Annotated in this window: 17 protein-coding genes; 9 read left to right on the plus strand and 8 right to left on the minus strand. The window is 71.6% G+C overall.

What is annotated here, in order from left to right; genetic code table 11:
• Positions 1-40: 40 nt before the first annotated feature.
• Together guaB and MBA17_RS28475 are read left to right on the plus strand one after the other, a co-directional pair.
• A complete protein-coding gene (gene guaB / locus MBA17_RS28470) occupies positions 41-1522 on the plus strand; it encodes an IMP dehydrogenase (protein ID WP_238499675.1) in 1482 nt (493 codons plus the stop codon).
• A gap of 29 nt (positions 1523-1551) precedes the next feature.
• A complete protein-coding gene (locus MBA17_RS28475) occupies positions 1552-2682 on the plus strand; it encodes a GuaB3 family IMP dehydrogenase-related protein (protein ID WP_238499676.1) in 1131 nt (376 codons plus the stop codon).
• A gap of 273 nt (positions 2683-2955) precedes the next feature.
• Here MBA17_RS28475 and MBA17_RS28480 read toward each other — a convergent pair whose 3' ends face one another.
• Genes MBA17_RS28480 through MBA17_RS28495 form a run of 4 tightly spaced genes read right to left on the minus strand, consistent with a single transcriptional unit; the run spans position 2956 to position 6703 of the window.
• The gene (locus tag MBA17_RS28480) at positions 2956-3777 is read right to left on the minus strand and encodes a class II fructose-bisphosphate aldolase (RefSeq protein ID WP_238499677.1); all 822 of its coding nucleotides are present in this window, start codon (positions 3775-3777) and stop codon (positions 2956-2958) included.
• A gap of 13 nt (positions 3778-3790) precedes the next feature.
• Positions 3791-4693 carry a 1-phosphofructokinase family hexose kinase gene (locus MBA17_RS28485; protein WP_238499678.1) on the minus strand — a complete coding sequence of 301 codons (903 nt, stop codon included), beginning with the start codon at positions 4691-4693 and terminating at the stop codon, positions 3791-3793.
• A 4-nt stretch (positions 4694-4697) separates the two neighbouring features.
• Positions 4698-5834, minus strand: a complete 1137-nt coding sequence (gene nagA, locus MBA17_RS28490) for an N-acetylglucosamine-6-phosphate deacetylase (RefSeq protein WP_238499679.1) — start codon at positions 5832-5834, stop codon at positions 4698-4700.
• Positions 5831-6703, minus strand: a complete 873-nt coding sequence (locus tag MBA17_RS28495; RefSeq protein ID WP_238499680.1) for an SIS domain-containing protein — start codon at positions 6701-6703, stop codon at positions 5831-5833. Before MBA17_RS28495 ends, nagA begins: the two co-directional genes overlap by 4 nt.
• Positions 6704-6830: 127 nt before the next feature.
• Here MBA17_RS28495 and MBA17_RS28500 point away from each other — a divergent pair, with 127 nt between their 5' ends.
• Together MBA17_RS28500 and MBA17_RS28505 are read left to right on the plus strand one after the other, a co-directional pair.
• On the plus strand, positions 6831-7613 hold the full coding sequence (locus tag MBA17_RS28500; RefSeq protein WP_238499681.1) for a DeoR/GlpR family DNA-binding transcription regulator: 783 nt from the start codon (positions 6831-6833) through the stop codon (positions 7611-7613).
• A gap of 87 nt (positions 7614-7700) precedes the next feature.
• The gene (locus MBA17_RS28505) at positions 7701-9416 is read left to right on the plus strand and encodes a glycerol-3-phosphate dehydrogenase/oxidase (RefSeq protein ID WP_238499682.1); all 1716 of its coding nucleotides are present in this window, start codon (positions 7701-7703) and stop codon (positions 9414-9416) included.
• A 142-nt stretch (positions 9417-9558) separates the two neighbouring features.
• On the opposite strand, the gene MBA17_RS28510 is transcribed toward MBA17_RS28505, so the two are convergent.
• The 4 genes from MBA17_RS28510 to MBA17_RS28525 form a co-directional block, all read right to left on the minus strand.
• On the minus strand, positions 9559-10851 hold the full coding sequence (locus tag MBA17_RS28510) for a S8 family serine peptidase (protein ID WP_238499683.1): 1293 nt from the start codon (positions 10849-10851) through the stop codon (positions 9559-9561).
• 128 nt (positions 10852-10979) lie between these two features.
• On the minus strand, positions 10980-13877 hold the full coding sequence (locus tag MBA17_RS28515) for a M36 family metallopeptidase (RefSeq protein ID WP_238499684.1): 2898 nt from the start codon (positions 13875-13877) through the stop codon (positions 10980-10982).
• 101 nt (positions 13878-13978) lie between these two features.
• Positions 13979-16171: a beta-propeller domain-containing protein gene (locus MBA17_RS28520; RefSeq protein WP_238499685.1), complete on the minus strand. Its 2193-nt coding sequence runs from the start codon at positions 16169-16171 to the stop codon at positions 13979-13981.
• Between the two features lie 31 nt (positions 16172-16202).
• The gene (locus tag MBA17_RS28525; protein ID WP_238499686.1) at positions 16203-18572 is read right to left on the minus strand and encodes a protein kinase domain-containing protein; all 2370 of its coding nucleotides are present in this window, start codon (positions 18570-18572) and stop codon (positions 16203-16205) included.
• Between the two features lie 140 nt (positions 18573-18712).
• Here MBA17_RS28525 and MBA17_RS28530 point away from each other — a divergent pair, with 140 nt between their 5' ends.
• From MBA17_RS28530 to MBA17_RS28550, 5 genes are all read left to right on the plus strand, one after another.
• Entirely contained in the window at positions 18713-19126 is a 414-nt protein-coding gene (locus MBA17_RS28530; protein WP_238499687.1) for a MarR family winged helix-turn-helix transcriptional regulator, read from the plus strand.
• A 301-nt stretch (positions 19127-19427) separates the two neighbouring features.
• Positions 19428-19904, plus strand: coding sequence for an NUDIX domain-containing protein (locus tag MBA17_RS28535; RefSeq protein ID WP_238499688.1), 477 nt, complete (start codon positions 19428-19430; stop codon positions 19902-19904).
• A 193-nt stretch (positions 19905-20097) separates the two neighbouring features.
• Positions 20098-21264 carry a PLP-dependent cysteine synthase family protein gene (locus MBA17_RS28540; protein WP_238499689.1) on the plus strand — a complete coding sequence of 389 codons (1167 nt, stop codon included), beginning with the start codon at positions 20098-20100 and terminating at the stop codon, positions 21262-21264.
• Between the two features lie 291 nt (positions 21265-21555).
• Positions 21556-22533 carry a zinc-binding dehydrogenase gene (locus MBA17_RS28545; RefSeq protein ID WP_238499690.1) on the plus strand — a complete coding sequence of 326 codons (978 nt, stop codon included), beginning with the start codon at positions 21556-21558 and terminating at the stop codon, positions 22531-22533.
• 103 nt (positions 22534-22636) lie between these two features.
• Positions 22637-24013 carry a pyridoxal phosphate-dependent decarboxylase family protein gene (locus MBA17_RS28550; protein WP_238499691.1) on the plus strand — a complete coding sequence of 459 codons (1377 nt, stop codon included), beginning with the start codon at positions 22637-22639 and terminating at the stop codon, positions 24011-24013.
• Positions 24014-24103: the final 90 nt, after the last annotated feature.

Raw genomic sequence — 24103 nt, forward strand, 5'->3', positions numbered from 1 at the left:
TTTCCCCACCCATAGAGCGCCGCGGCAGAGGGGCAGCAGGATGGCGAAGTTCACCGAGACAGGTCTCACGTTCGACGACGTGCTGCTCGTTCCCGCGTATTCGGACCTGCAACCCGGTGATGCCGACACCTCCACCAGGCTGTCGCGGTCCATCACGCTGAGCATCCCGCTGATCTCCGCGGCCATGGACACCGTGACCGAGGCCCGGATGGCCGTCGCGATGGCCCGCCAGGGCGGCATCGGCATACTGCACCGGAACCTGTCCATCGAGGAGCAGGCCCAGCAGGCCGACCTGGTCAAGCGGTCGGAGGCCGGGATGGTCACCAACCCGGTGACCTGCTCGCCCGGCGACACGCTCGCCGACGTCGAGCGGCTCTGCGCCAAATATCGCATCTCGGGTGTTCCGGTGACCGATGAGAGCGGCGTGCTCGTCGGCATCGTCACCAATCGCGACATGCGCTTCGAGGCCGACCAGAGCCGCGAGGTCCGCGCGGTCATGACGCCGATGCCGCTGGTCACCGCGCCCGTCGGGGTCAGCGGCGACGAGGCGTTCCGGCTGCTGCGCTCGCACAAGGTCGAGAAGCTCCCGCTGGTCGACGCGGACGGGCGGCTGCGCGGTTTGATCACCGTCAAGGACTTCACCAAGAGCGAGCAGTACCCGCTGGCCACCAAGGACGCGGACGGCCGGCTCGTGGTCGGCGCGGCGGTCGGCGTCGGCGGCGACGCCGACCAGCGCGCCATGGCCCTGATCGAGACCGGCGTCGACGTGATCGTGGTGGACGTCGCGCACGGGCACTCCAAGGGCCTCGCCGACATGGTCGCCAAGCTCAAGGCCAACAGCCGCGTCGACGTGATCGCCGGCAACATCGCGACCAGGGCCGGCGCCCAGATGCTGATCGACGCCGGTGCCGACGCGGTCAAGGTCGGGGTCGGCCCGGGCTCCATCTGCACCACCCGGGTCGTCGCGGGCGTCGGCGCCCCGCAGGTGACCGCCATCCACGAGGCATCGCTCGCCTGCCGTCCGGCCGGGGTCCCGGTGGTGGGCGACGGCGGCCTGCAGTACTCCGGCGACATCGCCAAGGCCATCGCGGCCGGCGCCGACTCGGTCATGCTCGGCAGCCTGCTGGCCGGGTGCGAGGAGTCGCCCGGTGAGCTGATCTTCATCAACGGCAAGCAGTTCAAGTCCTACCGGGGGATGGGCTCGCTCGGCGCGGTCCGCAACCGCGAGCGCGGCGGCGTCTCCTTCAGCAAGGACCGCTACGCGCAGGCGGGCCCCGGAAGCGACGACAACTACATCCCCGAGGGAATCGAGGGCCAGGTCCCCTACCGAGGCCCGGCCGCGGCGGTCGCCCACCAGCTCGTCGGCGGCCTCCGCCAGGGCATGTGGTACACCGGATGTCGCACGATCCCCCACATGCACGAGAGCTGCGAGCTGATGCCGATCACCTCGGCGGGGCTCAAGGAAAGCCACCCCCACGACATCCAGATGACGGTCGAGGCACCTAACTACCACCGTCGTTAGATCGCGTTCAGTTCAGGAAGACAGGCACCATGACTCAGGTGGAGATCGGCCGTGGCAAGAGCGGCCGCCGGGCCTACGCGCTCGACGAGATCGGCATCGTGCCGTCCCGGCGTACCCGTGACCCGGAGGAGGTCTCGATCGCCTGGCAGATCGACGCCTACCGGTTCGAGCTGCCCGTGGTGGTGAGCCCGATGGACAGCGTGGTCTCGCCGAAGACCGCGATCGAGGTCGGCCGGCTCGGCGGTCTGGCGGTGCTCGACCTCGAAGGGCTGTGGACGCGCTACGAGGACCCGGAGGGCCTGCTCGCCGAGGTCGCCGCGATGCAGGGCGAGGCCGCGACCCGGCGGTTGCAGGAGATCTACGCGGCGCCGATCGACGAGGAGCTGATCGGCCGCCGGATCGAGGAGATCCGCGGGGCCGGGGTCACCACGGCGGTACGGCTGTCGCCGCAGCGCACGGTCCAGCACCACAAGGCCGTCATCGACGCCGGTGTCGACATCTTCGTCATCCGCGGCACCACGGTCTCCGCCGAACACGTCTCCGGCCGGGCCGAGCCGCTCAACCTGAAGCAGTTCATCTACGAGCTCGACGTGCCGGTGATCGTGGGCGGCTGCGCGACCTACACCGCCGCGCTGCACCTGATGCGGACCGGCGCGGCCGGGGTCCTGGTCGGGTTCGGCGGCGGCGCCGGCCACACCACCAGGACGGTGCTCGGCGTCGCCGTGCCGATGGCCACCGCGATCTCCGACGTCGCCGCCGCCCGTCGCGACTACATGGACGAGTCCGGCGGCCGCTATGTCCACGTCATCGCCGACGGCGGCATGGGCACCTCGGGCGACATCGCCAAGGCCATCGCCTGCGGTGCCGACGCGGTCATGGTCGGCTCACCGCTCGCCCGCGCCAGCGAGGCCCCCGGCCGGGGGTTCCACTGGGGCTCCGAGGCGCACCACCCCGAGCTGCCGCGCGGCAAGCGCATCGGCTTCGGCACGATCGGCTCGCTCGCGGAGATCCTGCACGGCCCGTCGTCGCTGAGCGACGGCTCGATGAACCTCATGGGCGCCCTCAAGCGCACCATGGCCACGGCCGGCTACTCCGACATCAAGGAGTTCCAGCGCGTCGAGGTCGTCATCGCCCCCCACGCGCGCCCGTCCGGGACGTAGAACCCCGGGGAATCGCGCCGGGGCCGGCCGGACGACCGGCCCCGGCGGCGGCTACCACGCTTCAGCACGCCAGGGCCGAACGGTTCGCCCGTCTGAAGCATGCCGGGCAGGCCGCGGTGCCGGTGCTGAGAAAGGTCCGCCCCGCCTGGAGCATGCTGAGCAGGCCTGAAAGCGGCTTCAGGACCGCCAGGGCCCGGGAGCCGGGCTCACACCCTGGCTGAGGGCGTCCAGCGGGCCGGTGACGCCGGGGGTGCGGGCCTGGGAGTGGTTCGCTCAGCCGAGGATGCCGAGCAGGTGGGTGACCTCGCGGGCGACGGCGTCGCGGCCCGCGGCGAGATACTTGCGGGAGTCGACCACCTTGGGGTCGGCCGCCAGATGGTCGCGGACCGCCCCGGTGAACGCCTTGTTCAGGTGCGTCGCGATGTTGATCTTCTTCATGCCGTGCCGTACGGCTTCGCGGAGGGTGTCGTCGGGCACGCCGGAGGAGCCGTGCAGGACGAGCGGGACCGGTACGGCGGCGCGCAGTGAGGCGATCAGGGAGAGGTCGAGCACCGCGTCCCTGGTGGTCATGGCGTGCGAGCTGCCGACCGCCACCGCGAGGGCGTCGACGCCGGTGCGCGCCACGTAGGCGACCGCCTCGTGCGGCTTGGTGCGTACGCCGGGGGCGTGCACGCCGTCCTTGCCGCCGACTTCGCCCAGCTCGGCCTCGACCCAGACGCCGCGCTCGTGACACCAGGCGGCGATCTCGGCCGTGCGTGCCACGTTCTCCTCGTCGGGTGACGCGGAGGCGTCGAACATCACCGAGCCGACGCCCAGCCGTACCGCCTCCTCCACCAGGTCGCGGTCGGTGGCGTGGTCGAGGTGCACGGCCACCGGCACGGCCGCCGCGCGGGCCACGGCGAGCGAGGCGAGCGCGATCGGGGCCAGCGCGCCGTGGTAGCGCACGCAGTTCTCGCTGATCTGGAGCACCACGGGGGCCGCCGCCGCCTCGGCGCCGCTGACGATCGCCTCGGCGTGTTCGAGCTGGATGACATTGAACGCGCCGACCCCGGCGGTGGCGTCGCTGATGATGTCGCCGATGGCGGCGAGGGGCATGGTGAGCTCCGATCTAGGACACGTCGATGTCGCGCTGCACGGTCAAGAACGTCTGGTGGTCGATCTCGCCCGCGACCGGCCGTGCCACGGCGGCGGCGCCCAGCGCGGCGGCCAGCGCCAGCCGCTCCGGCCACGGCGTTCCCGCGACGACGCCCAGCGCCAGCCCGGCGACCAGCGCGTCCCCCGCCCCCGTCGGGTTGCCCTCCACCCGGTACGGCATGCGCGCCCGCCAGCGGCCCTCGCCGGTGACCGCCAGCAGGCCGTCCGCGCCCATGGAGACGACCACCGCGCCCGCGCCCGCCTCCCGCATGAGCTCGGCGGCCGACTCCAGGGGCGTCCGCGCGGGGAAGGCCCTGGTCAGTTCGTCCAGGTTCGGCTTGATGATGGCGGGCCGTCCGGCGGGGGCGTGCCTGAGCGGTTCGCCGTCGGCGTCCACGATGGCCGGGACGCCGTGTTCGCCGGCTCGGGCGGCGAGCGTCGCGTAGAAGTCGTCCGGCACGCCGCGCGGCAGGCTGCCCGAGATGACCACGGCGTCGGCGTCGGCCAGCAGCCCGTCGTAGGCGTCGGCGAACCGCGCCAGCTCCTCCCCGGTCACCTCGGGTCCCGGTTCGTTGAAGAGCGTGGTGTCCTCGCCGGTGACGGCCAGGGTGGTGCGGGAGTCGCCGGCGATGGAGGTCAGGGCGTGGGGCAGCCCGGCGGCGGTGAGGTCGGCGGTGACGGCCTGACCGGTGGGTCCGCCGGCGAGCCCGGTGACGAGCACGTCATGGCCGAGCGCGGCGAGGACGCGGGCGACGTTGACGCCCTTGCCGCCCGCCCGGCGGTGGACGGCCCGCACCCGGTTGACGCCGTTCCAGTCGACCCGGTCCACCTGGTAGGTGACGTCCAGGGCGGCGTTCAGCGTGACGGTGACGATCATCGCGTCACAGCGGTTCCACCAGCCAGGTGCCGTGCCGCATGACACCGGCGACGCCGAGGTCGTCGTCGAGGACCACCAGGTCGGCGTCCTTGCCGACGGCGATGGAGCCGACGCGCTCGTCGAGGCCCAGCACGCGGGCGGGAGTGAGGGAGGCGATCTCGGCGGCCTCGACGAGGGACAGGCCGACGAACTCGACGGCGCGCCGGAAGGCCACGTCCATGGTGAGCGTGCTGCCCGCGATGGAGCCGCCCTCGACGAGCCTGGCCACGCCGTTCTGCACGGAGACCTCCATCGCGCCGAGCACGTAGGTGCCGTCGCCGACGCCGGTGGCGGCCATCGCGTCGGTGACCAGCGCGGTACGGCCGGCGCCCGCGACCTCGTACGCGAGGCGGGCCATGGCGGGGTGCAGGTGGACGCCGTCGTTGATGAGCTCGACGGTGACCCGCTCGTCTTCGAGCAGCGCGGCGATCGGGCCGGGGCTGCGGTGGTGGAGGGGAGGCATCGCGTTGTAGAGATGGGTGGCGACCGTGCCGCCCGCCTCGATGCCGGCGATCGTCTGGTCGAAGTCGGCGTCGCTGTGGCCGAGCGCGGCGATCACGCCGTCGGCGACGACGTCACGGATCACGTCGAGCGCGCCGGGCAGTTCGGGGGCGATGGTGAGCATCCGCGCGTGGCCGCGCCCCGCCTTGATCAGCCTGGCGACCTCGCCCCTGTCGGGCAGCCGGAGCCGGGCCGGGTCGTGCGCGCCGCAGCGGGCGGCGGCGATGTAGGGCCCTTCGAAGTGGATGCCGGCGAACACTCCGTCGGCGCACAGGTCGGCCAGTGCGGAGGTGGTGCTCGCCAGCTCGTCGAGCGCACCCGTGACCAGGCTTGCCATGATCGTCGTGGTGCCGTGCTCGGCGTGGAACGCCGCCGCGCGCAGGGCTCCCTCCAGGTCGCCCGCGGGGAAGGAACCCCCCGCTCCACCGTGGTTGTGGATGTCGACGAAGCCCGGCACGACGTGCCTGCCGGAGAGGCCGTGGCCGTTTCCGGGGGCGGTGCCCTGGCCGATGTGGGTGATACGGCCGTCTTCGATGGTCAGCCAGCCCTCGTGCACTCCGCCAGGGGTGACGATGCGGGCGTCCGCGAGTGTGATGCTCATGGAGAAAGGATCACAGATCGCGTGAGGTGCAGGGGCTGGTCGGGGTCGAGTCCACGGGCGTGCGCCCGGGCGACGGCGACCCGCTGGGCGGTCACCAGCTCGGCCATGGCGTCGGCGTCCGAGGCGCGGAAGACGCCGCCGGTGCTCCTGACCTCGTCCGCGAGCCCGTCGGGGGCGGTGCCGAGCATCCAGGTGACCCTGCCGGGCCCGGCGATGCTGATCGGGCCGTGGCGGTACTCCATGGCGGGGTAGGACTCGGTCCAGGAGCGGGACGCCTCGCGCATCTTGAGCGCGGCCTCGTGGGCCAGGCCGCAGCTCCAGCCGCGGCCGAGGAAGGTGATCTGCTCGGCCGTCACCAGCTCCTCCGGCAGCGGGGCGGCGAGCGCGGCCTCGGCGTCGCGGATGGCCGGTGCGAGGTCCTCGCCGAGGTGGGCGCGGAGCAGCGCGAGCTGGGTGGTGGCGAAGCGGGTCTGCACGACGGACGACTCGTCGGCGTAGTCGAGCACGACGGTCTCGTCCGCGAGGGTCATCACCGGGGTCGCGGGGTCGGCGGTGATCGCGGTGGTCTTGGTGGTGGCGTCGGCGAGCAGGGCCAGTACCTCGCTGGTGGTGCCCGAGCGGGTCAGGGCGAGGATGCGGTCGTAGGAGCGGCCGGTGGGGGCCTCGGAGGCGGCGAAGGCGTCGGTCTCGCCGTGCCCGGCCTGCTCACGGAGCACGGCGTACGCCTGGGCGATGAACCACGAGGTGCCACAGCCGACGACGGCGACGCGCTCGCCTCGCCGAGGCAGGGCGGCCTGCGGGGCGGCGGTGACCGCGCGGCGCCAGCACTCGGGCTGCGAAGCGATCTCCGCTTCGGTGTGGGTGGTCATTGCCTGCCTCCAAAAGGATTATTTCTGCATATTTTATAGCAGAAACGAGCAGGTTTCTGCATGAGTGTCGCCTGCCCATCGGCATGTGTCACGCTTTGACGATCAGGCGGTCGAGGGAGGTTCACCGGTGGCCCGCTATGAGCGCTGGAACGCGATACTCGAACTCCTCACGCACGAGGGACGGCTGACCGTCGAGGAGGCGGCGGCCTCGCTCGCTGTGTCGACCGCCACCATCAGGCGTGACTTCGACCAGCTCGCCCAGCAGCAGATGCTGATGCGCACCCGGGGCGGTGCGGTCTCCCAGAGCGTCAGCTACGACCTCCCGCTGCGCTACAAGACCGCCAGGCACGCCGGGGAGAAGCAGCGCATCGCCGCGCGGGCCGCCGAGCTCGTCTCGCCCGGCTCCATCGTCGGCATGAACGGCGGCACCACCACCTCCGAGCTGGCCAGGGCGCTGGCCACCCGCGCGGACCTCAACGTCGAGGAGGCCCCGCCCGTCACCATCGTGACCAACGCGCTGAACATCGCGAGCGAGCTGACCGTCCGCCGGCACATCAAGATCGTGGTCACCGGCGGCGTCGCCCGGCCGCAGTCGTACGAGCTGATCGGTCCGCTCGCCGTGGGAGTGCTCGAACAGGTCGCCCTGGACGTCGCCTTCATCGGGGTGAACGCGATCGACCTCGACAACGGCGCGAGCACCCACCACGAGGGGGAGGCGAGCGTCAACCACCTGCTCGTCAGCCGGGCCGCGAAGGTCGTCGTGGTGGCGGACGCCTCGAAGGTGGGGGCCAGGGCGTTCGCCAGGATCTGCCCGATCTCCGCGATCCACACCCTGGTCACCGACTCCGGTCTGGCCGACGAAGACGCCGCCCGGTTCGCCGAGGCCGGCGTCGAGGTGATCAGAGCCTGAGACCGCCAGGTAGATAGCGGTGGGCATAGGGGGTAGAAAGGCAACACAGGCTGCCACACCGCTGAGGGGAGCAGGATGACAGCGCGAATGGGCACTGCGAGGCTCGGCCCCGCCGAAAGATCTGCGGCGCTGGCCCAGATGGCCGCGCAGGAACTGGACCTGATCGTGGTCGGGGGTGGCGTGGTCGGCGCGGGAGTCGCGCTGGACGCGGTGACCCGGGGCCTGAGCGTGGCGCTGGTCGAGGCGCGCGACTTCGCCTCCGGCACCTCCTCGCGATCCTCCAAGCTGATCCACGGTGGTTTGCGCTATCTGGAGCAGCTCAACTTCGACCTGGTCAGAGAGGCGTTGCAGGAGCGCGCGTTGCTGTTGCAGCGGATCGCGCCGCATCTGGTGCGCCCGGTCCCCTTCCTCTTTCCGCTGACCCATATGGGGTGGGAACGGCCCTATGTCGGAGCCGGTCTGGCGTTGTACGACATGCTGGGCTTCTCCTTCGGATTCACCCGTGGCGTGCCCGGTCACCGCCACCTGTCCAGGAAGCGGGCCCTGCGGCTCGCCCCCGCGCTGCGCAGGAGCGCCTTCACCGGCGCGGTGCAGTACTGGGACGCGCAGATGGACGACGCCCGCTACGTGATGACCATGCTCCGCACCGCCTCCACGTACGGCGCGCAGATCGCCTCGCGGTCGCAGGCCGTCGGCTTCCTCCGCGAGGGGGAGCGGGTCACCGGCGTCAAGGTGCGCGACCTGGAGGGCGGCAACGAGTTCGACGTCCGGGCCCGGCAGGTCGTCAACGCCACCGGCGTGTGGACCGACGACATCCAGGGTCTGGTCGGCGGTCGCGGGCAGATCCACGTGCGCGCCTCCAAGGGCGTTCATCTGGTGGTGCCGCGCGACCGCATCCAGTCCGTGACCGGCATCATCCTGCGCACCGAGAAGTCGGTGCTGTTCGTGATCCCGTGGGGGCGGCACTGGATCGTCGGCACCACCGACACCGAGTGGTCGCTCGACAAGGCCCACCCGGCGGCCTCCCGCTCCGACATCGACTACGTGCTCGACCATCTGAACGCCGTCCTCTCCGTCCCGCTGACCAGGGACGACGTCGAGGGCGTCTACGCGGGGCTGCGGCCGCTGCTCGCCGGGGAGTCGGACGAGACGTCCAAACTCTCCCGGGAGCACGTGGTCGCCCATCCGGTGCCGGGCCTGGTGATGATCGCCGGTGGGAAGTACACCACCTACCGGGTGATGGCCAAGGACGCGGTCGACGCCGTGGCGCACGGCCTCGACCAGCGGGTCCCCTCGTCCTGCACGGACCGCGTCCCGCTGGCCGGGGCGGAGGGCTACCAGGCGCTGTGGAACTCCCGGTACCGCCTGGCACGTTCCTCCGGGCTGCACGTCGCGCGGATCGAGCACCTCCTCCAGCGGTACGGCTCGCTGATCGACGAGGTGCTGGTGCTGATCGAGGAGGACCCGTCGCTCGGCAGGCCGCTGACCGGGGCCGACGACTACCTCCGCGCCGAGATCGTCTATGCCGCCACCCACGAGGCGGCCCGCCATCTGAACGACGCGCTGACCCGCCGTACCCGGATCTCGATCGAGACGTTCCACCGTGGTGTCGCGGTGGCGCGTGAGGCGGCCGAGCTGATGGCGGGCCCGCTGGAGTGGGACGACGAGCAGATCAAGCGCGAGGTCGAGTACTACACCAAGCGGGTGGAGGCCGAGCGGGCCTCCCAGGAGCAGGACACCGACCAGGAGGCCGACGCCATCCGGCTCGGCGCGCCCGAGATCGTTCCGGTGGACGTGCCCTGATCAGAGCTGGTTCGTGCGTCCGGGGTTGTTCTGGTGGACGTGCCCTGATCAGAGCTGGTTCGTGCGTCCGAGGTCGTTCCGGTGGGCGTGCCCTGATCAGAGCTGGTTCGTGCGTCCGGGGTCGTTCCGGTGGGCGCCTTGATCAGAGCAGGTTCTGCGCGTACTGCTGGGCGTCGTGCACGTCGAGCAGCGGCTCCTTGACGCCGTCCGGGGCGTCGTCGGTCCAGTTCTGGTTGCCGCTGTTGACCAGCCGCTGCCGGATGGCCTGCACGTCCGCCCGGTTGCGCGGCTTGTCGCCGGCGGCGGCCAGGATGCCCACGGCCCCCGCGACGTGCGGGCTGGCCATCGAGGTGCCGCTGATGGTGTTGTAGCCGCCGTTCGCCCAGGTCGAGTAGATGCAGGTGCCCGGGGCGGCGATCTCGATGGTCATGCCGTAGTTGGAGGTGGCGGCCAGCGAGTCGTCCCTGTCCTGGCCGGGCCGGCACGGCGGCCGGTCGCCGCCCAGGCCGCCCGCCCGCCCGTCGAGGTCGGTGAGCGCCGAGACGGTGATCACGTCGGGGTGGTTGGCGGGGAAGAACGTCGAGGCGTCCGTCGCGCTGTTGCCCGCCGCCGCGACGACGACCACGCCGTTGTCGATCGCGCCGGTGAGCGCCGCGCTGATCGCGGTGCTCGAACAGCCCTCGCAGCCGAGGCTCAGGTTGGCCACCTCGATGCTCTGCGCGCGGGCGATGACATAGTCGATGGCGGCGGCCAACGCGGACAGGGTGCCCGACCCCTGCTCGTCGAGCACCCGCACCGAGTGGATCCTGGCGCCGGGCGCGACGCCGACCGCGCCCACGCCGTTGTCGATCGCGCCCACGATGCCCGCGACGTGGCTGCCGTGGCCGTTGGGGTCGTCACCCGAGTTGAGTACGCAGGCGCCGGTCGTGCAGTCGGCGCGGGAGACCACGTTCAGGTCGGGATGGTCGTGGTCGACGCCCGAGTCGATGACGGCGACGTCCACGTCCACCCGGATGTCGTCGACGCCGTCGATGGCCAGGTTCCGGTTCTCCGGGGCGAACACCCGTCGCACGCCGGACGGCACGGTCTGGGCGAAGGCGGTCACCACGGCGTCGCGTTCCACGCTGAGCACACCGGGCGCCCGCTTGAGCTTCGCGGCCTCGGCCGCGGTGAAGGTGGCGGAGTAGCCGTTGAACGCGTGCCGGTAGACGCCGACCAGCTTGCCGTCGTGCGCTTTGACCTGGTCGTACGCGACGGCCTCGGTGCTCCGGACGGTGGGCTCCAGCATGACGATGTAACAGTGGGTCTCCTCGCCTTCCGGCACGGTGTCCGAGAGCGCCGGGGCGCAGAAGAGCAGTACGGCCAGGGCGGCAGCCAATGGGGCGAACCGGTTCCAGAAGTGACGGTGGCGGACGCCACCCGCAATATCACGCATAGTGAGCATGTTTTCCGGGGGTGCGCCACGCGTGATGTACCGGCTCGCGGTCTTTTGGATTCTCTTGCCGTGAAGGTGCGAAGACCCGCGCCGCCGGATGCGGCGCGGGTCCCGAAGGCGGCGCTTCGTCAGCTGAACGCCTGGAACTCGGCGGCCCTGACCTGGTTTCTGGCCGGGCTCGCCGTGGCGCAGTCGGTGGCGGAGTTGGGGTCGTTGTCCTGCTCGCCCAGGTAGAGCGGGTTGCCGGTGCACTGGCTGGAGACGACCCGCAGCATCAGGTGGGTCGCCTTGGCCGTGCGCACGTCGAACGACTTGACGATCAGGTCGGCGCCGCGCGGGCGGGGGAGCCGGGTGGCGAACGCGTCGGACCGGCTCTTGTGGATGACGGAGTAGGAGGCGGGATCGGCGCAGTCCTTGCCTGCCGTACTGTCGCAGGCGAGGACTTCGAAGGCGCGCAGTGCGCTGAAGCGGTTCTGCGCGCCGGGGTCGTTCGGGTCGCCGACGTTGGGCCGGAGCATGGCGCTGACCTGGACCCTGCGGACCTTGACGGGCTCGGTGCCCGCGAGGTCGACCGTGACCGACCGGCCCTGGACGGGGGCGGTGAGGGAGGCCCAGCCGGTGGCCTCGGTCTCGTCGATCAGCAGGCCGTGGTTGACGCCGTCGCCGGCGGCGGTGGCGCCCGAGGCGGCGGCGGCCACGTTGCGGTCGAGCTTGACCCGAAGCGTCTCCGAACCCCTTCCGAAGCTCTCCGCCAGACGCTTGTGGCCGAAGCCCTTGGCCACTGCGACCAGCGAGTATCTGCCCGGAACGATCTCGAAGGCGTCACCCAGCGGGGTCGCCGGGTCGGTGTCGGCGACGGGGGTGGCCCGCGCCTCGTAGTCGCCGACGTACAGCCGCACCGGCGTGCCCTGCGCGTCGCCGGTGGGCCGCAGGGTGACCGTGACGTTGCCGCCGCGCGGGGAGGCGAAGCTCGGCGTCGGGTCGGGGTCGGCCGGGCCGTTGCTGGCCGCGTCCCTGCCCAGCCCGTGCTCGGCGAACGCGTTCCACATGATGTCGTGGTTCTTCCCGCCGAAGCGGATGGTGTCGGCGGCGAGCAGCGCGTCCCGGTGATCGACGTAGCTCACCGCGCCCGACGCCATCAGCAGCAGCGCGTCGAAGGAGATCTGGGCCCAGCGCCGGTTCCCCGGGCACTTCTCCAGCGCCAGCCTGCCCTCGGCACAGGCCCGCTGGGAGGCCGCGTTGCCGTCGCCGTACCTGCGGAGGAACGCCTGCCGTACGTCGAACTGGGTCGCCGACCAGATCTCGCCGTCCGCGTGGACCTGCTGGCCCACCAGGTCGTACGCGATGTCGCTGTAGTTCAGGGGAGAGCGGGACATGTCGTAGTTGCGGATCCCCGCCTTGTGGTCGCCGGTGACGTAACCGCCGGTGACGTACGGCGTGTCGCCCGCGGGGCGGAAGCCGTTCTCGAAAAGGTACTCCATCGCGAACAGGTCGGAGGTGCTCTCGTTCATCGCACCCGCCTGGGCCCCGCTCCAGCCGGAGACCGGTCCGCCGATCATGCGGCCGGAGATCGCGTGGGTGTACTCGTGGCCGATCACCGACATGTCGTAGTCGCCGTCGACGCACGGGGAGTAGAACGAGCCCGCGATGGGCTGCCACAGGTACATGTTGGTGATCGGGGCGACCCCGTCGGGGCCGGTGATCTGGTTGGCGTTGTCACGGACGCTCAGCACCCGCGCGCCCGCCTGGGCGTTGCCCTGCTCCGGGTCGCCGCCCAGGCCGCCGTGTTCGCCGTTGCTCGTCTGCATGTTCCACGCGGTCTCGGTGAAGCCGAGCCGGTAGGACCAGTCGTGCATCCGGTTGTGCATGACGTGCAGGTTCGTGATCGCCGCCTCCAGGTCGGCCTCGCCCGGCTGGTCGAAGGTCGCCGGGTCGCACTTGTCGCGGTACCACCGGTTGGTCCACGGATAGGAGTAGTCACGGCTGGGTGTGGCCACGTTGCTCCGGGTGCCGACCGTGAAGGCGTCGCCGCTGGCCCGGTTCTCGAAGGTCCGCGCGGCGTTGCCGAGGCTGGTGCCGGTCGGCTGGTCCGTCGTGTGGTCGACGTCCCACGGCTTGCCGGTCGAGGTGTCCCCGACGATGAGGTCGCAGCCGCGGGCGGGCGTGAAGCACCACGTCTTGCGGGTGTCGGTGGAGGAGTAGTTCGCCGGCGGGTTGGCCGGGAAGCCCTCCCACGTCGGGTTCTCCGGTTCCCAGCCGTGATCGACCAGGTTTTCCCTGACCAGGATCGCGCCGCTGACCGCGTCCACGTGCGTGGTGTAGGCGGCGGGTTCGCCCGCGCCGCCCCCGATCAGCGTCACCTGGAACGCGTTGTGCACGCCGTCCGGCGCGGGCACGGCGGCGGCCGAGACCTGCTTGGTGGTCGCGGTCGTCAGGTTGATGCCGCCGTCTCGGGCGGCGATCTCCAGGGCCTGCGCCTCGGAGATCGCGGCGGCGGGCGGCGCCCCGGTGTCCCGGGAGAGCGTCGAGGTCACGTGGCGGATCTGGCCGTCGAAGACGCCGATCGCCACCTGCCCGTCGACCCCGGCGGGCAGGTCGCCGAAGCGCTGGCGCAGGAGCACGGCGTGTCCCTGGCCCAGCGGGTTGACCGCCACCTTCTCCAGCGCGTCGACCGCGCCGGCGGACAGCCCGAACATGGCCTCGTTGGCCTTGAGGTAGGCGCGGGCGGCCTGTTCGGGATCGGCGCCGAGGGCTTCGGCGAGGGGGGCGGAACCGGTGATCACCGCGGGGGTGCCGAGCGTGTTCCACCGGATGGTGGCCGCGCCGTCCGCCCTGATCAACTTGGGTGGTGGTACGGAACCGCGCCGATGGTCCAGGTCGGGTTTGCCGTGTTCCTCGGACTGGAAGTCGTGGGTTCTGGGGGTCGGCTCGCCGGGTTCGCCCAGGGCGACTCCGGCGACGGGCAGGGCTAGCACCGCGACGATCGCGGTGACGAATGTGGCACGTAACCAGGGCTGGGAAGACACCGAACCTCCTGCGCAGACGTTGCCGCGTGATGCGCAAGAGGTAACACTGTCAAGGCGTCATGACAAGACCTTGTAAAGCGTGATAAGTCAGTGTAATACGGTCAGTCGAACGGGATCCATGCCTGGTCGGCAAGGGTTTTCAGATCGGAGACCTTGAGACCGCCGTCGGAAACTGTCCACAATGTGTCACCGATCACCAGCGAGCGCCGGATCCCCGGGTCCACTGGGGCGAAGCCGTTGCCGGCCTTGGCCTTGGGGTGCTTCACCTCACCCTGCTTGGTGATCCCGTCCGCGCTGATGGCCAGCACCATGGCGCTGCTCTCGCCGTCGTGGGTGTTCAGCGGGAGTACGGCCTGGCCGGTCGCCGGCCAGTAGAGGAAGGCGTGCGGGTCCCATTCGACCTCGCTGCCCGACTCCTTCTGGAAGAGTTGCGACAGGCGGCGCGGCGCGGCCGGGTCGCTCACGTCGAACAGCGAGACCTGGTTGCCGAGGGTCCGGCCCTTCTCGCTCGCCTCCTGGCCCACGCCGATCAGCCGTCCCTCGCCCGCCGCGTGCAGGTAGGCGGAGTAGCCGGTGATCTTCAGCTCGCCGGTCACCCGGGGGGCGGCGGGATCACGCAGGTCGAGCGTGTAGAGCGGGTCGACCTGGCGGAAGGTCACCACGTAGCCGACCGGGCCGATGAAGCGCACCGAGTAGATCCGCTCGTCCTTGCCCAGCCCCGTCACCTTCCCGGTCGTGGTCAGGTCGTCGGCGGCGAGCACGTGGACGCCGCTCTCGCTCTCCCGGCCGTCGGGGGAGGTGGCGGTCGTGGCGACCCGCAGGTGGCCCTCATGTTCCGACAGGGAGTACTGGTTGAGCACCCGTCCGGGCACCTTGCCCGAGGCGACATAGCGGGGCGGGCCCGCCGCGCCGACGTCGAACCGGTGGATCTCCGTCTCCTCCGGCGGCGCGGTGGGCGTCGGCGCGGCCGTGGCCTCCAGCGTGATCGTCGGCTTGTCCGTCGGCGTGGACGTGATCGTCAACCCGGTCGTCGGCTCGGTCGTCGGCTTGTCCGCCGGCAAGGTCGAAGTCGGGTCGCTCGGAGCCGGGTCGGGTGAGGTCTGGCCGGCCGGAGTCGGGTCGGCCGGGGTCGTGCCCAGAGGTGGTTCCGTGGGTGTGGGATCTTCCCTGGGAGCGGCGGGCGTGCCGGAGGGCTCAGGCAGGAGCGACGGCATCGACGGGTCGCCGGACGGGCGCGGGTCCGGCGGGGGCTCCTGGATCACCGGCGGTGACCACCAGCGCGGGTTGCTGGTCACGTAGAGGCTGTCACCGGTCCCGTAGACCGTGTCGCCGTCGGCCGCCACGCTGATCGGGTCGTCGCCCGCGAGGGTGTCGTCGCCGGCCGCCAGGTCGAGGCTGTGCAGGCTGAGCATCGAGGTGCCCGTGTAGTCATTCGGGTGGCTGACCTGCTCGCACTTCACACTCTCCGTACGGCCGGCCCCCGCCGCGTCGGTCACCTCGTACTTCGGCAACCAGGCGTCGATCGGAGCCTTCTTGACGAACTCCTGGTTGAGACGGGTCCGCTCGGCCTCGGTGACGTCGTCCGACGGCTCGGGCACGGGGAAGGTGAGATCCGGCTGGCTCCTGACCACGATCCTGACCGTCGAGCCGACCATCCGGGCGTCCACGTGCTCGCCCCGCGGGGTGATCGTCCCGGCGATTCTGGGCTTGCCCGCCAGGTCCACGAGGACGTAGCGGGGCCCCTCCATCCCGGGCCGCTTGTCCGCGCGGAACGACATGATCCCGCCGCCGGAGACCAGCACCAGCGCCCGGTCGCCGTGCACCAGCAGGTCGGCGGGCGCGAAGCCCTGGTTCTTGTCGACCAGCCTCAGCGAACCGGTGACCTTCCTGGTCGCCGCGTCGACGACCCGCAGTACCCCGCCGTTGACCGTGATGACCCGCTTGCCGTCCGTCTTGACCAGGTCGGGCTCGTCGACCCCGGCCTCCTGGACGTTGGTGGTCGAGTGGTCGGGCGTGCTCTTGGCCATCGCCTGGTCTTGGATGGCCTCGCGGAACATGACGGGCTGGCCGAACCCCCAGGGGCCGACGTTCGCGGCGGCCTTCTCGCGCAGGCCGGTCAGCATGTCGTCGCAGCTCGAATACGACACCAGCCGGGCGTTGCCGAGGTTCACCGTTCCCTGGCCGGCCGTACGGCTCGCGGGTTCCGGACCGCCCGTGCCCGAGCAGGCTGCGCAGGCCGTCGCCAGGGTGACCGCGATGGCGGCGGCGCGGGCCGTACGAATCGAAGGGCTCATGTTCCTACGACGGATGCGGTCTGTGCGCGGTTCAGGAGATGCCGCCGGGTTTCCGGGTGAAGGCCGCGCTCAACTGGTAGTCGTCGGAGGTCTCCAGCAGGGTGCGGACGGACTGGCCCTGGTGGTCGATCACCAAGATCTTGTCGGTCTGGCCGCTGACCTCCCAGCAGAACAGGTGCCGCTCGTCGTACCAGCCGAGCACCTTGTCGCATTCGGAGGTGTAGCGCGTGACCTCCTTGCCCGAGGCGGTGTCCCAGATGCAGTGGTTGCTGGCGTTGCCGCCCCGGCAGTCGGTCACGAACTGCTTGCCGGAGGGCGAGAAGAAGTCCATCGTGTCGGGGACCTTGCCGATGCCGCGGATGCTGCGCTGCTCGGTGCCGTCGGTGCCGTAGAAGCGCAGCGTGCTGGTCTCCCCGGAGGTGGCGATCGCCACCGCGCCGTCGCCGCCGGGAGCCCAGCCGTAGTAGGAGTCCTTCACCGTCCGGTCGCTGATCGTGACCGGGTCGGTGGTGGACTGGCCGACCGTGGCGATCACGAAGCCACGGGTGTCCCACTCGTCGTTGCCGACCTCGCGCTCGATGGCGAGCAGTACCTGGGTGCTGTCCTTCGACCACAGCCAGACGCTGGCGATCAGGGGCTGCTTGACGGTCTTGATCGTCGTCTTGTCGCCGGTCTCGCGATCCGTGATCACGACGGAGTCGTAGTTGTCGCTGGTGTAGTTCTTGCCGCGGCTGGCCAGGTAGCGGCCGTTGGGGGAGACCTTGGACTCCCAGTTATTCGGATATTTCGAGAACTGTCCGGTTAGCGAGCCGCGCGCGTAGTCCACCCACTCCTTGGTCTTGGCGTCCTGGACCTGGTACGACGTGAGCGTGATCGGGTCGGCCGGGTGCTCGAAGAGCGTGACATCCCCGCCGCCGGGCAGCGCCGTCTCCGTCAGATCCGAGGTGGACACCGGCGCCGGGGTCGGCGTCGGCGTGGGCGTCGGGGACGCCGGGGCGGTCGACTGGGCGAGCGTGCCCGTCGGGTTGGGATCGGGCTCCGCCGGCCGGTTGTTGAGCACCACCACCAGCGTGACCGCGAGCGCCACCGCCAGGACGCCGCCCACGATCGCCGCGATCAGGGCGCCCCGCTTCGACCCGCCGCCCGCCTGCGTCGGCGGGCCCTGCTGCGGGGGATAACCGCCGTAGCCCGGGGCGTTCGGCGGCGCCTGCTGCAGGCCGTAGGGCGCGGGAGCCTGATGCTGCTGCCGGCCGTACTGCTGGTCCTGCCGGCCGTACGGGCCGGGCTGTGGCGAGGCGCTGCCCGCCGGTCCGTACGGCGTGGCGCCGGGACCGGGGTAGGAGGGCTGGCCCTGGTTGCCCGGGTACGAAGGCTGGCCCTGGGCGGGGTAGGAGGGCTGACCCTGGTTGCCCGGGTAGGAGGGCTGGCCCTGGGAGCCGGGGTACGGCTGCTGGCCGGGAGCCGCCGGGAAGGACGGCGGTCCCTGGGCGGCGGGGTAGGAGGGCTGGTCCGGGCCGTTCGGGAGGATCTTGGTGTGGCCGGGCTGCTCGGACGCCGCGGCGGCGGCCTCCTTCAGGATGCCGGGGGCCGAGACGGGGTGCTGGAGCAGGCCGAGGATCACCTGTTCCGCCGTCGGCCGCTGGGCCGGGTCCTTGTTGAGGCAGGCCGCCACCAGGTCGAGCAGCGAGCCGTCGAGACAGGAGAGGTCGGGCTGGACGTTCAGCACCCTGTTGATCACGGCGGGCAGCGTGTCGCTGCCGAACGGCGCGTTGCCGCTGGCCGCGTAGAGCATCGTGCTCGCCCAGGAGAACAGGTCCGCGGCCGGGCCGACCGTGTGACCGAGGATCTGCTCGGGCGCCATGTACGCGGGCGTGCCGACCGGCATCGAGCTGATCGTCGAGGTGGCGTCGAGCGCCCTGGCGATGCCGAAGTCGATGACGCGGGGCCCGTCGGAGGCGAGCAGGACGTTGGCGGGCTTGAAGTCACGGTGCACGATGCCGGCCTGGTGGATGGCCGCGAGGGCGGTGGAGGTGCCGATGGCCAGCCGGTGCAGCGAGGGGCCGGTGCGCGGGCCCGCCTCGGTGACGACGGCCTGCAGGGAGGGGCCGTCGATGAACTCGCTGATGATGTAGGGCCGGTCGTTCTCGATCCCGGTGCCCAGGACCGTCGCCGTGCAGAAGGGGGAGACCCGCTCCGCGACCGCGACCTCGCGGACGAAGCGTTCGACCATCACCGGATCGCCGGACATCTCAGGACGCAGCCACTTGATGGCGACCAGCGTGCCCGAATTGTCGGCGGCGAGGTACACGACCCCCTGCCCGCCTTCGCCCAGGCGCCCGCGGAGATCGTGACCTCCCAGTCGTGTGGGGTCTCCGGATCTCAGCGGCGTGAAAGAAGGCATAAGGGGATTGTTGCGCTTCATGCTGGCGACGGCCACCTGGCTACGTCCGAAATGAGAGCTTTGGGCCATGGGGCGGGATTCAGGGCGGCGCATGCGTGGCCACGGATACGATGTGCTGGGATGCGAGAGGGGTGCGGGCCGTGGCCGACGAGTTCCAGACCGCCTTCTGGACGGCCAAGCGGGCGATGATGACGGCGGCGGAGACCGCCTACAACCGCCACGGTGTCCGGTCCGGCCAGCAGTTCATCCTGCAGTGCCTGTGGGAGACCGACGGCCTCACCCCCGGCGAGATCGCCCGCCGCCTGGGCCTGGCCACTCCCACCGTGACCAGGGCCGCGACCCGGATGGCCGCCGCCGGCCTGCTACGCCGCGAGCCGCACCCGACCGACGCCAGACTCGTACGGCTCCGCCTGACCGAGCGCGGTCACGAGTTGGAGACCGTGATCGACCAGGAGATGAGCGCCCTCAGCGAACGCGCCCTGCGCACCCTGACCCCCGCCGAGCGCGAGCAGTGCATCCACTTCCTCCACGAGATCAAGGCCAACGCCACCTGACCCGGCTGCCGCCCGGGCGCGGTGGCCTGGTGGAAATCGACCGATCCCGCCGAAGATCAGCCGCAGAACCCCGGCCTGGATCACCACCGCCGCGTGCCCCTGTGGGTGGCTCAGAAGACTGTGGAGCGCCCGTTCCACCGCGTCGCCGCGTGCGCTGGAACCGGGTGTGACGTCCATCGGGCCATCACGTCGAGGAACGCGGTGAAGGCCGCCCGCGACGGGGGCCTGGCGAACCGCGATGGATGTCGAGCCGGCGCATAGGGTGGGGCACCATGACGCCTGCTCAGAGGTTCTGACCACGATGCCGATCTCCCCGTTCCTCGCAGCTCTGCGGGTCCATGTCGGAAACGCGCTCCTCGTGCTTCCCTCGGCGTGCGCCTGCGTGTTCGACGACCAGGGCCGGCTGCTCCTCGCCCGCCACGAGCGCGGCGTGTGGGCCCCGCCGGGCGGCGCGATCGAGCCCGACGAGCGGCCCGCCGACGCCGCCGTGCGTGAGGTCGCCGAGGAGGTCGGCCTGAAGATCGGAGTCGACGGCCTGGTCGGCACGTGGGGCGGGCCCGAGTTCCGGGTGCTGTATCCCAACGGCGACCAGGTCTCCTACGTGATGAGCGTCTACGCCTGCCACCCCTTGTCCGGCGACCCCACCCCCGACGGCGACGAGATCTTCGAGGCCCGGTACGTCGCCGAGGACGACCTCGCGGGCTACGGGCTCGCCTCCTGGACCGCGCTCGTCCTTCCCGACGTCTTCGCCTGGCACCGCGCGAACGCCGGCCGCTGACCGCCCCGCCGCGCGAACGGCGGCCGCTGAGCGCCGCGCCACGCGAACGGCGGCCGCTGACCGTCGCGCCGCGCGAACGCCGGCCGCTGACCCGCCCCGCCGGGGATTCGCCGGTCGACGGGCGTGCCCGGCCGCCGAGAACCTTCCACACCCCGGTGGCGGGTTCACGCCGCCGTACGGGGAGGATGATCGGATGACGCGTGCGTGGGTGGCCGAGGCGATGGCCCGTCTGGCTGCGGAAGAGGCGGGCTGCGAGGTCACGCCGTTGCGGGAGTTCCCGTTGCCGACGAGGGTCCGGCTCCTGATCAAGGACGAGTCCGCGCACCCCACCGGGAGCATGCGGCACCGGCACGCCAGGGCGTTGTTCCGGCATGCCGTCGCGAGTGGCCGGATCGTCGAGGGCACGACCGTGGTGGAGGCCGCGGGCGGCAACGCGGCGGTCGCCCAGGCGCACTTCGCGCGTCTGCTCGGCCTGAGGTACGTCGTGGTCATGCCCGGCACCCGTACGGCGGCGCGCGCGGCGGCGGTGCAGGAACTTGGCGGCGAGTGCCGCTTCCACACCCCGCCCGCGGCGATCTACGAGGAGGCCCGCCGGCTGGCCGGCGAGCTCGGCGGGCACTACCTCGACCAGTTCGCCTGGGCCGACCGCGCCGTCGACTGGCAGGACCCCGGCCTGGCGGGCGAACTGCTGGACGACGGGCACCCAGCCGGTCGGCGCGAGCCGCCGCATGACGGGCCCCCTCACGACTGGGGTCCGGCGGACGACGGGATCGCTGTCGGCCGGTCGGCCGGCGGGCTGTCCGGCGGGCGGGGTTCCGGGCCGGGTGGGGCGCCCGCGTGGGTGGTGGTCGGTGCGAGCACGGGCGCGACGTCGGCCGCGCTCGGCCGCCGCGCCCGGCTGCTCGGACTGTCGACCAAGGTGGCGGTCGCCGACCCGGAGAACTCCGCCTACTTCCCCGGCTGGACGCTCGGCGCCGCCGACTACGCGACGGGGATGCCGTCACGCATCGAGGGCATCGGCCGCCCCCGGGTCGAGCCCGGCTTCGCGTATCCCCTGGTCGACATGGTCGTGCCCGTCAAGGACGCGGCGAGTGTGGCGGCGGCGCGGCACCTGCGGGCGGTGACCGGCCTCCCGGTCGGCGGCTCGTCCGGCACCACCCTGTGGGCGGCGATCGAGCTGATCGCCCGCATGCACACCCGGGGCGAGACCGGCACGGTGATCGCCGTCCTGGGCGACGCGGCCCCCCGGCACCTCCGGACCTACCACGACGACGAGTGGACGACCGGGAGGTCGCTGGACCTCACGCCGCACAGCGACGCCCTGGCGCGCTTCGTCTCCGATGCCGTCTGGACGGTGTGATACCCCGGTGAATCGTCGTGCCCGGGCTACGGGCTCCACGGGCGCGGGGTTGACCAGGGAAGACGGTCAACGGTTCGTTGTCGCGGCGGCCGGCCATCCACGCCACAGCACCATGGGCCCGCACACCGTCACCATCGGCGGCGAGTGGCGCCGGGGTGGCCTGCCGTACGTCTGGGCGCAGTTCGGCCGCGCTGCGTAGCGGCGGCGGTGGGGGTCGGCGCCCTTGACATCAACCTTGGTTGAGGTTGGAGGCTGGCGGGGTACAGGCGATCGACCAGAGGAAGGGTTCACATGCGCGCGATCCAGGTGCGGGAGTTCGGCGGTCCCGAGGTGCTGGTGCCGGCGGAGGTGCCCGCGCCGGTGGCGGGTCCGGGTGAGGTCGTGGTGCGGTTGGCCGTCGCGGACGTCATCTACCTCCATACGCTGTTGCGCGGCGGCTGGGGAGGCGACTTCTTCCCCCTGAAGCCTCCGTACGTGCCAGGAGGCGGCGGTGCCGGACGGGTGAGCGCCACGGGCGAGGGTGTGGATCCGGGGTTGGTGGGGCGGCGGGTCGTGGCGAGGGCGTCCACCGGTTACGCCGAGCAGATCGTCGCCGCCGTGGGGGACGTGGTCGAGATTCCGGACGGTCTGGGTTTCGCCGAGGCGGCGTCCATGCTGCATGACGGTGCCACCGCGTTGAGCCTGGCGCGCAGCGCGCGAATCGGGAAGGGCGAGTGGGTGCTGGTGACGGCCGCCGCCGGCGGGGCGGGTTCGTTGCTCGTTCAACTGGCACGCGACGCCGGGGCCCGGGTGGTCGCGGCGGCTCGTGGGGAACGCAAGCTGAGCCTGGCCCGCGAGCTGGGCGCCGAGGTCACCGTCGACTACTCGCAGGAGGGGTGGCAGCACCGGGTGCGCGAGGCGACCGGGGGCAGGGGAGCCGACCTGGTCTTCGACGGCGCGGGCGGCGCGCTCAGCCAGGCCGCCTTCGAAGCGACGGCCGAGGGGGGCCGGTTCGTCACGTACGGCACCGCCGACGGAGGGTTCGCCGAGATCGATCCGCAGGCGGCCGAGCGGCGGCGGGTAGAGGTGCGCAACGCGCTGGCGGCCGGGCCGCCCGAACAGGCGGACGTCCGCGAACTGCTCACCGAGGCGCTCACGCTGACGGCTCAGGGACGGATCCGGCCCGCCATCGGCGCGACCTACCCCTTGGAGCTGGCCAGGGACGCCCACGTCTCGCTCGCCGAGCGCACGACGGTCGGCAAGTCGCTGCTGCTCATCTCGGAGGAGTGACGCGGGCGGGTTCACGGCATGCCCAACGGGCTGGATCTCTCACCCGCGCGAACGGGACGGGCTGGTAGCCCGCAAGCGGTTCTAACCACCATCATCTCGACATATGTGGAACATTGAGCAGTTCAACCAGGCCGCAGCCGCCACGGTCGAGCACCTCGCCGCCTACGTTGACGAGAGCCAGCGCGGTGTGCCCCCCGTGCTGCGCAACAGGCCGCCGAAGGAACTGGCCGTACGGCTGGACCTGGCGCGATGGATCCGCGACGGCGGGATGACGCAGGACACCTACCGGGAGTTCCTCGCGACCTACCTGGACGAGGGCACCCGGCTGCACCACCCCGCCTACCTGGCCCACCAGACGGCCGCGCCGGACTTTCCCGCCGCGCTCGCCGACTTCGTGCACGGCGCCACCAACAACCCGATGGCGATCTACGAGATGGGCGCCTCGGCGGCCACCGTGGAGTTCGAGGTGCTGCGGTGGATGCTGGAGAAGGCCGGGTTCGGGCTGGGGGGAGGCGGGGTGCTCACCCACGGTGGCTCGCTGGCCAACTTGACCGCCATGCTCGCCGCGCGGGCGGCGATCGCGCCCGACGCGTGGACCGAGGGCGTGCCCGCCGACCTCGCGCTGCTCGCCCCGCCGTCGGCGCACTACTCGGTGACCAGGGCCGCCGCCATCCTCGGCCTCGGCGAACGCGCGATCTTCCCGCTGCCCGCCGACTCCCTCGGCCGGATCGACGTCACCCGGCTCCCGGACGCCCTCGCCGCCGTACGGCAGGCGGGACGCCGCCCGATGGCCCTGGTCGCCTCGGCCTGCTCGACGGGCACCGGCCTGTACGACGACCTGCGGGCGGTCGGGGAGTTCTGCGCCGAGCACGGCATCTGGTACCACGTCGACGGTGCGCACGGGGCGTCGGCGCTGCTCAGCGAGGACCACCGGCACCTGCTCGACGGTCTGGACCTGGCGGACTCGATGATCTGGGACGCCCACAAGATGCTCCGCACCTCCAGCCTGGCCGCCGCCGTACTGGTCAGGCGGGAGGCCGATCTCGACCACGCCTTCCAGCAGGACGCCAGCTACATCTTCTACGGCGACCAGGGATTCGACCTGATCGGCCGGACGGTCGAGTGCAGCAAGGCCGAACTCGGCCTCAAGATCTTCATGAACCTCGCCTGGCGCGGCGAACGCGGCCTCGGCGACCACGTCGCCGCGCGGTACGCCACGGCCCACCGCTTCTGGGAACTGGCCGCCCAGCGCCCCGGCTTCACCTGCCCGTACGAGCCGGAGAGCAACATCGTCTGCTTCACGTACGGCACCGGCGACCAGGCGGAGATCCGGCAACGCCTCCTCGCCGACGGCACCTTCCATCTGACCTCCACCGAGGTCGACGGCACCCGTCACCTACGCGTCACCGTGATGGCCCCGGCCACCGACGACAAGACCCTGGAGAACCTGCTCGACACCGTGGCGGAGGTCGCCGGCTGAGACGTCCCCGGCGATCGACGCCTGCGCCGGACCCGCACACGGCGGACGGTGTCGAACCGCTCTGCGCCCGGCCATGCGGACTGGTTCGGA

This window comes from Dolomitihabitans soli, from assembly GCF_022213955.1.
GTDB classification, from domain to species: Bacteria; Actinomycetota; Actinomycetes; order Streptosporangiales; family Streptosporangiaceae; genus Streptosporangium_A; species Streptosporangium_A soli.

Bases quoted from the DNA above. Each gene is read 5' to 3' on its own strand.
- MBA17_RS28510 (WP_238499683.1), bottom strand. From the start codon at position 10,851: ATGCGTGATATTGCGGGTGGCGTCCGCCACCGTCACTTCTGGAACCGG.
- MBA17_RS28505 (WP_238499682.1), top strand. From the start codon at position 7,701: ATGGGCACTGCGAGGCTCGGCCCCGCCGAAAGATCTGCGGCGCTGGCC.
- MBA17_RS28495 (WP_238499680.1), bottom strand. From the start codon at position 6,703: ATGACCACCCACACCGAAGCGGAGATCGCTTCGCAGCCCGAGTGCTGG.
- guaB (WP_238499675.1), top strand. From the start codon at position 41: ATGGCGAAGTTCACCGAGACAGGTCTCACGTTCGACGACGTGCTGCTC.
- MBA17_RS28480 (WP_238499677.1), bottom strand. From the start codon at position 3,777: ATGCCCCTCGCCGCCATCGGCGACATCATCAGCGACGCCACCGCCGGG.
- MBA17_RS28545 (WP_238499690.1), top strand. From the start codon at position 21,556: ATGCGCGCGATCCAGGTGCGGGAGTTCGGCGGTCCCGAGGTGCTGGTG.
- nagA (WP_238499679.1), bottom strand. From the start codon at position 5,834: ATGAGCATCACACTCGCGGACGCCCGCATCGTCACCCCTGGCGGAGTG.
- MBA17_RS28520 (WP_238499685.1), bottom strand. From the start codon at position 16,171: ATGAGCCCTTCGATTCGTACGGCCCGCGCCGCCGCCATCGCGGTCACC.
- MBA17_RS28540 (WP_238499689.1), top strand. From the start codon at position 20,098: ATGACGCGTGCGTGGGTGGCCGAGGCGATGGCCCGTCTGGCTGCGGAA.
- MBA17_RS28525 (WP_238499686.1), bottom strand. From the start codon at position 18,572: ATGCCTTCTTTCACGCCGCTGAGATCCGGAGACCCCACACGACTGGGA.
- MBA17_RS28550 (WP_238499691.1), top strand. From the start codon at position 22,637: ATGTGGAACATTGAGCAGTTCAACCAGGCCGCAGCCGCCACGGTCGAG.
- MBA17_RS28485 (WP_238499678.1), bottom strand. From the start codon at position 4,693: ATGATCGTCACCGTCACGCTGAACGCCGCCCTGGACGTCACCTACCAG.
- MBA17_RS28475 (WP_238499676.1), top strand. From the start codon at position 1,552: ATGACTCAGGTGGAGATCGGCCGTGGCAAGAGCGGCCGCCGGGCCTAC.
- MBA17_RS28535 (WP_238499688.1), top strand. From the start codon at position 19,428: ATGCCGATCTCCCCGTTCCTCGCAGCTCTGCGGGTCCATGTCGGAAAC.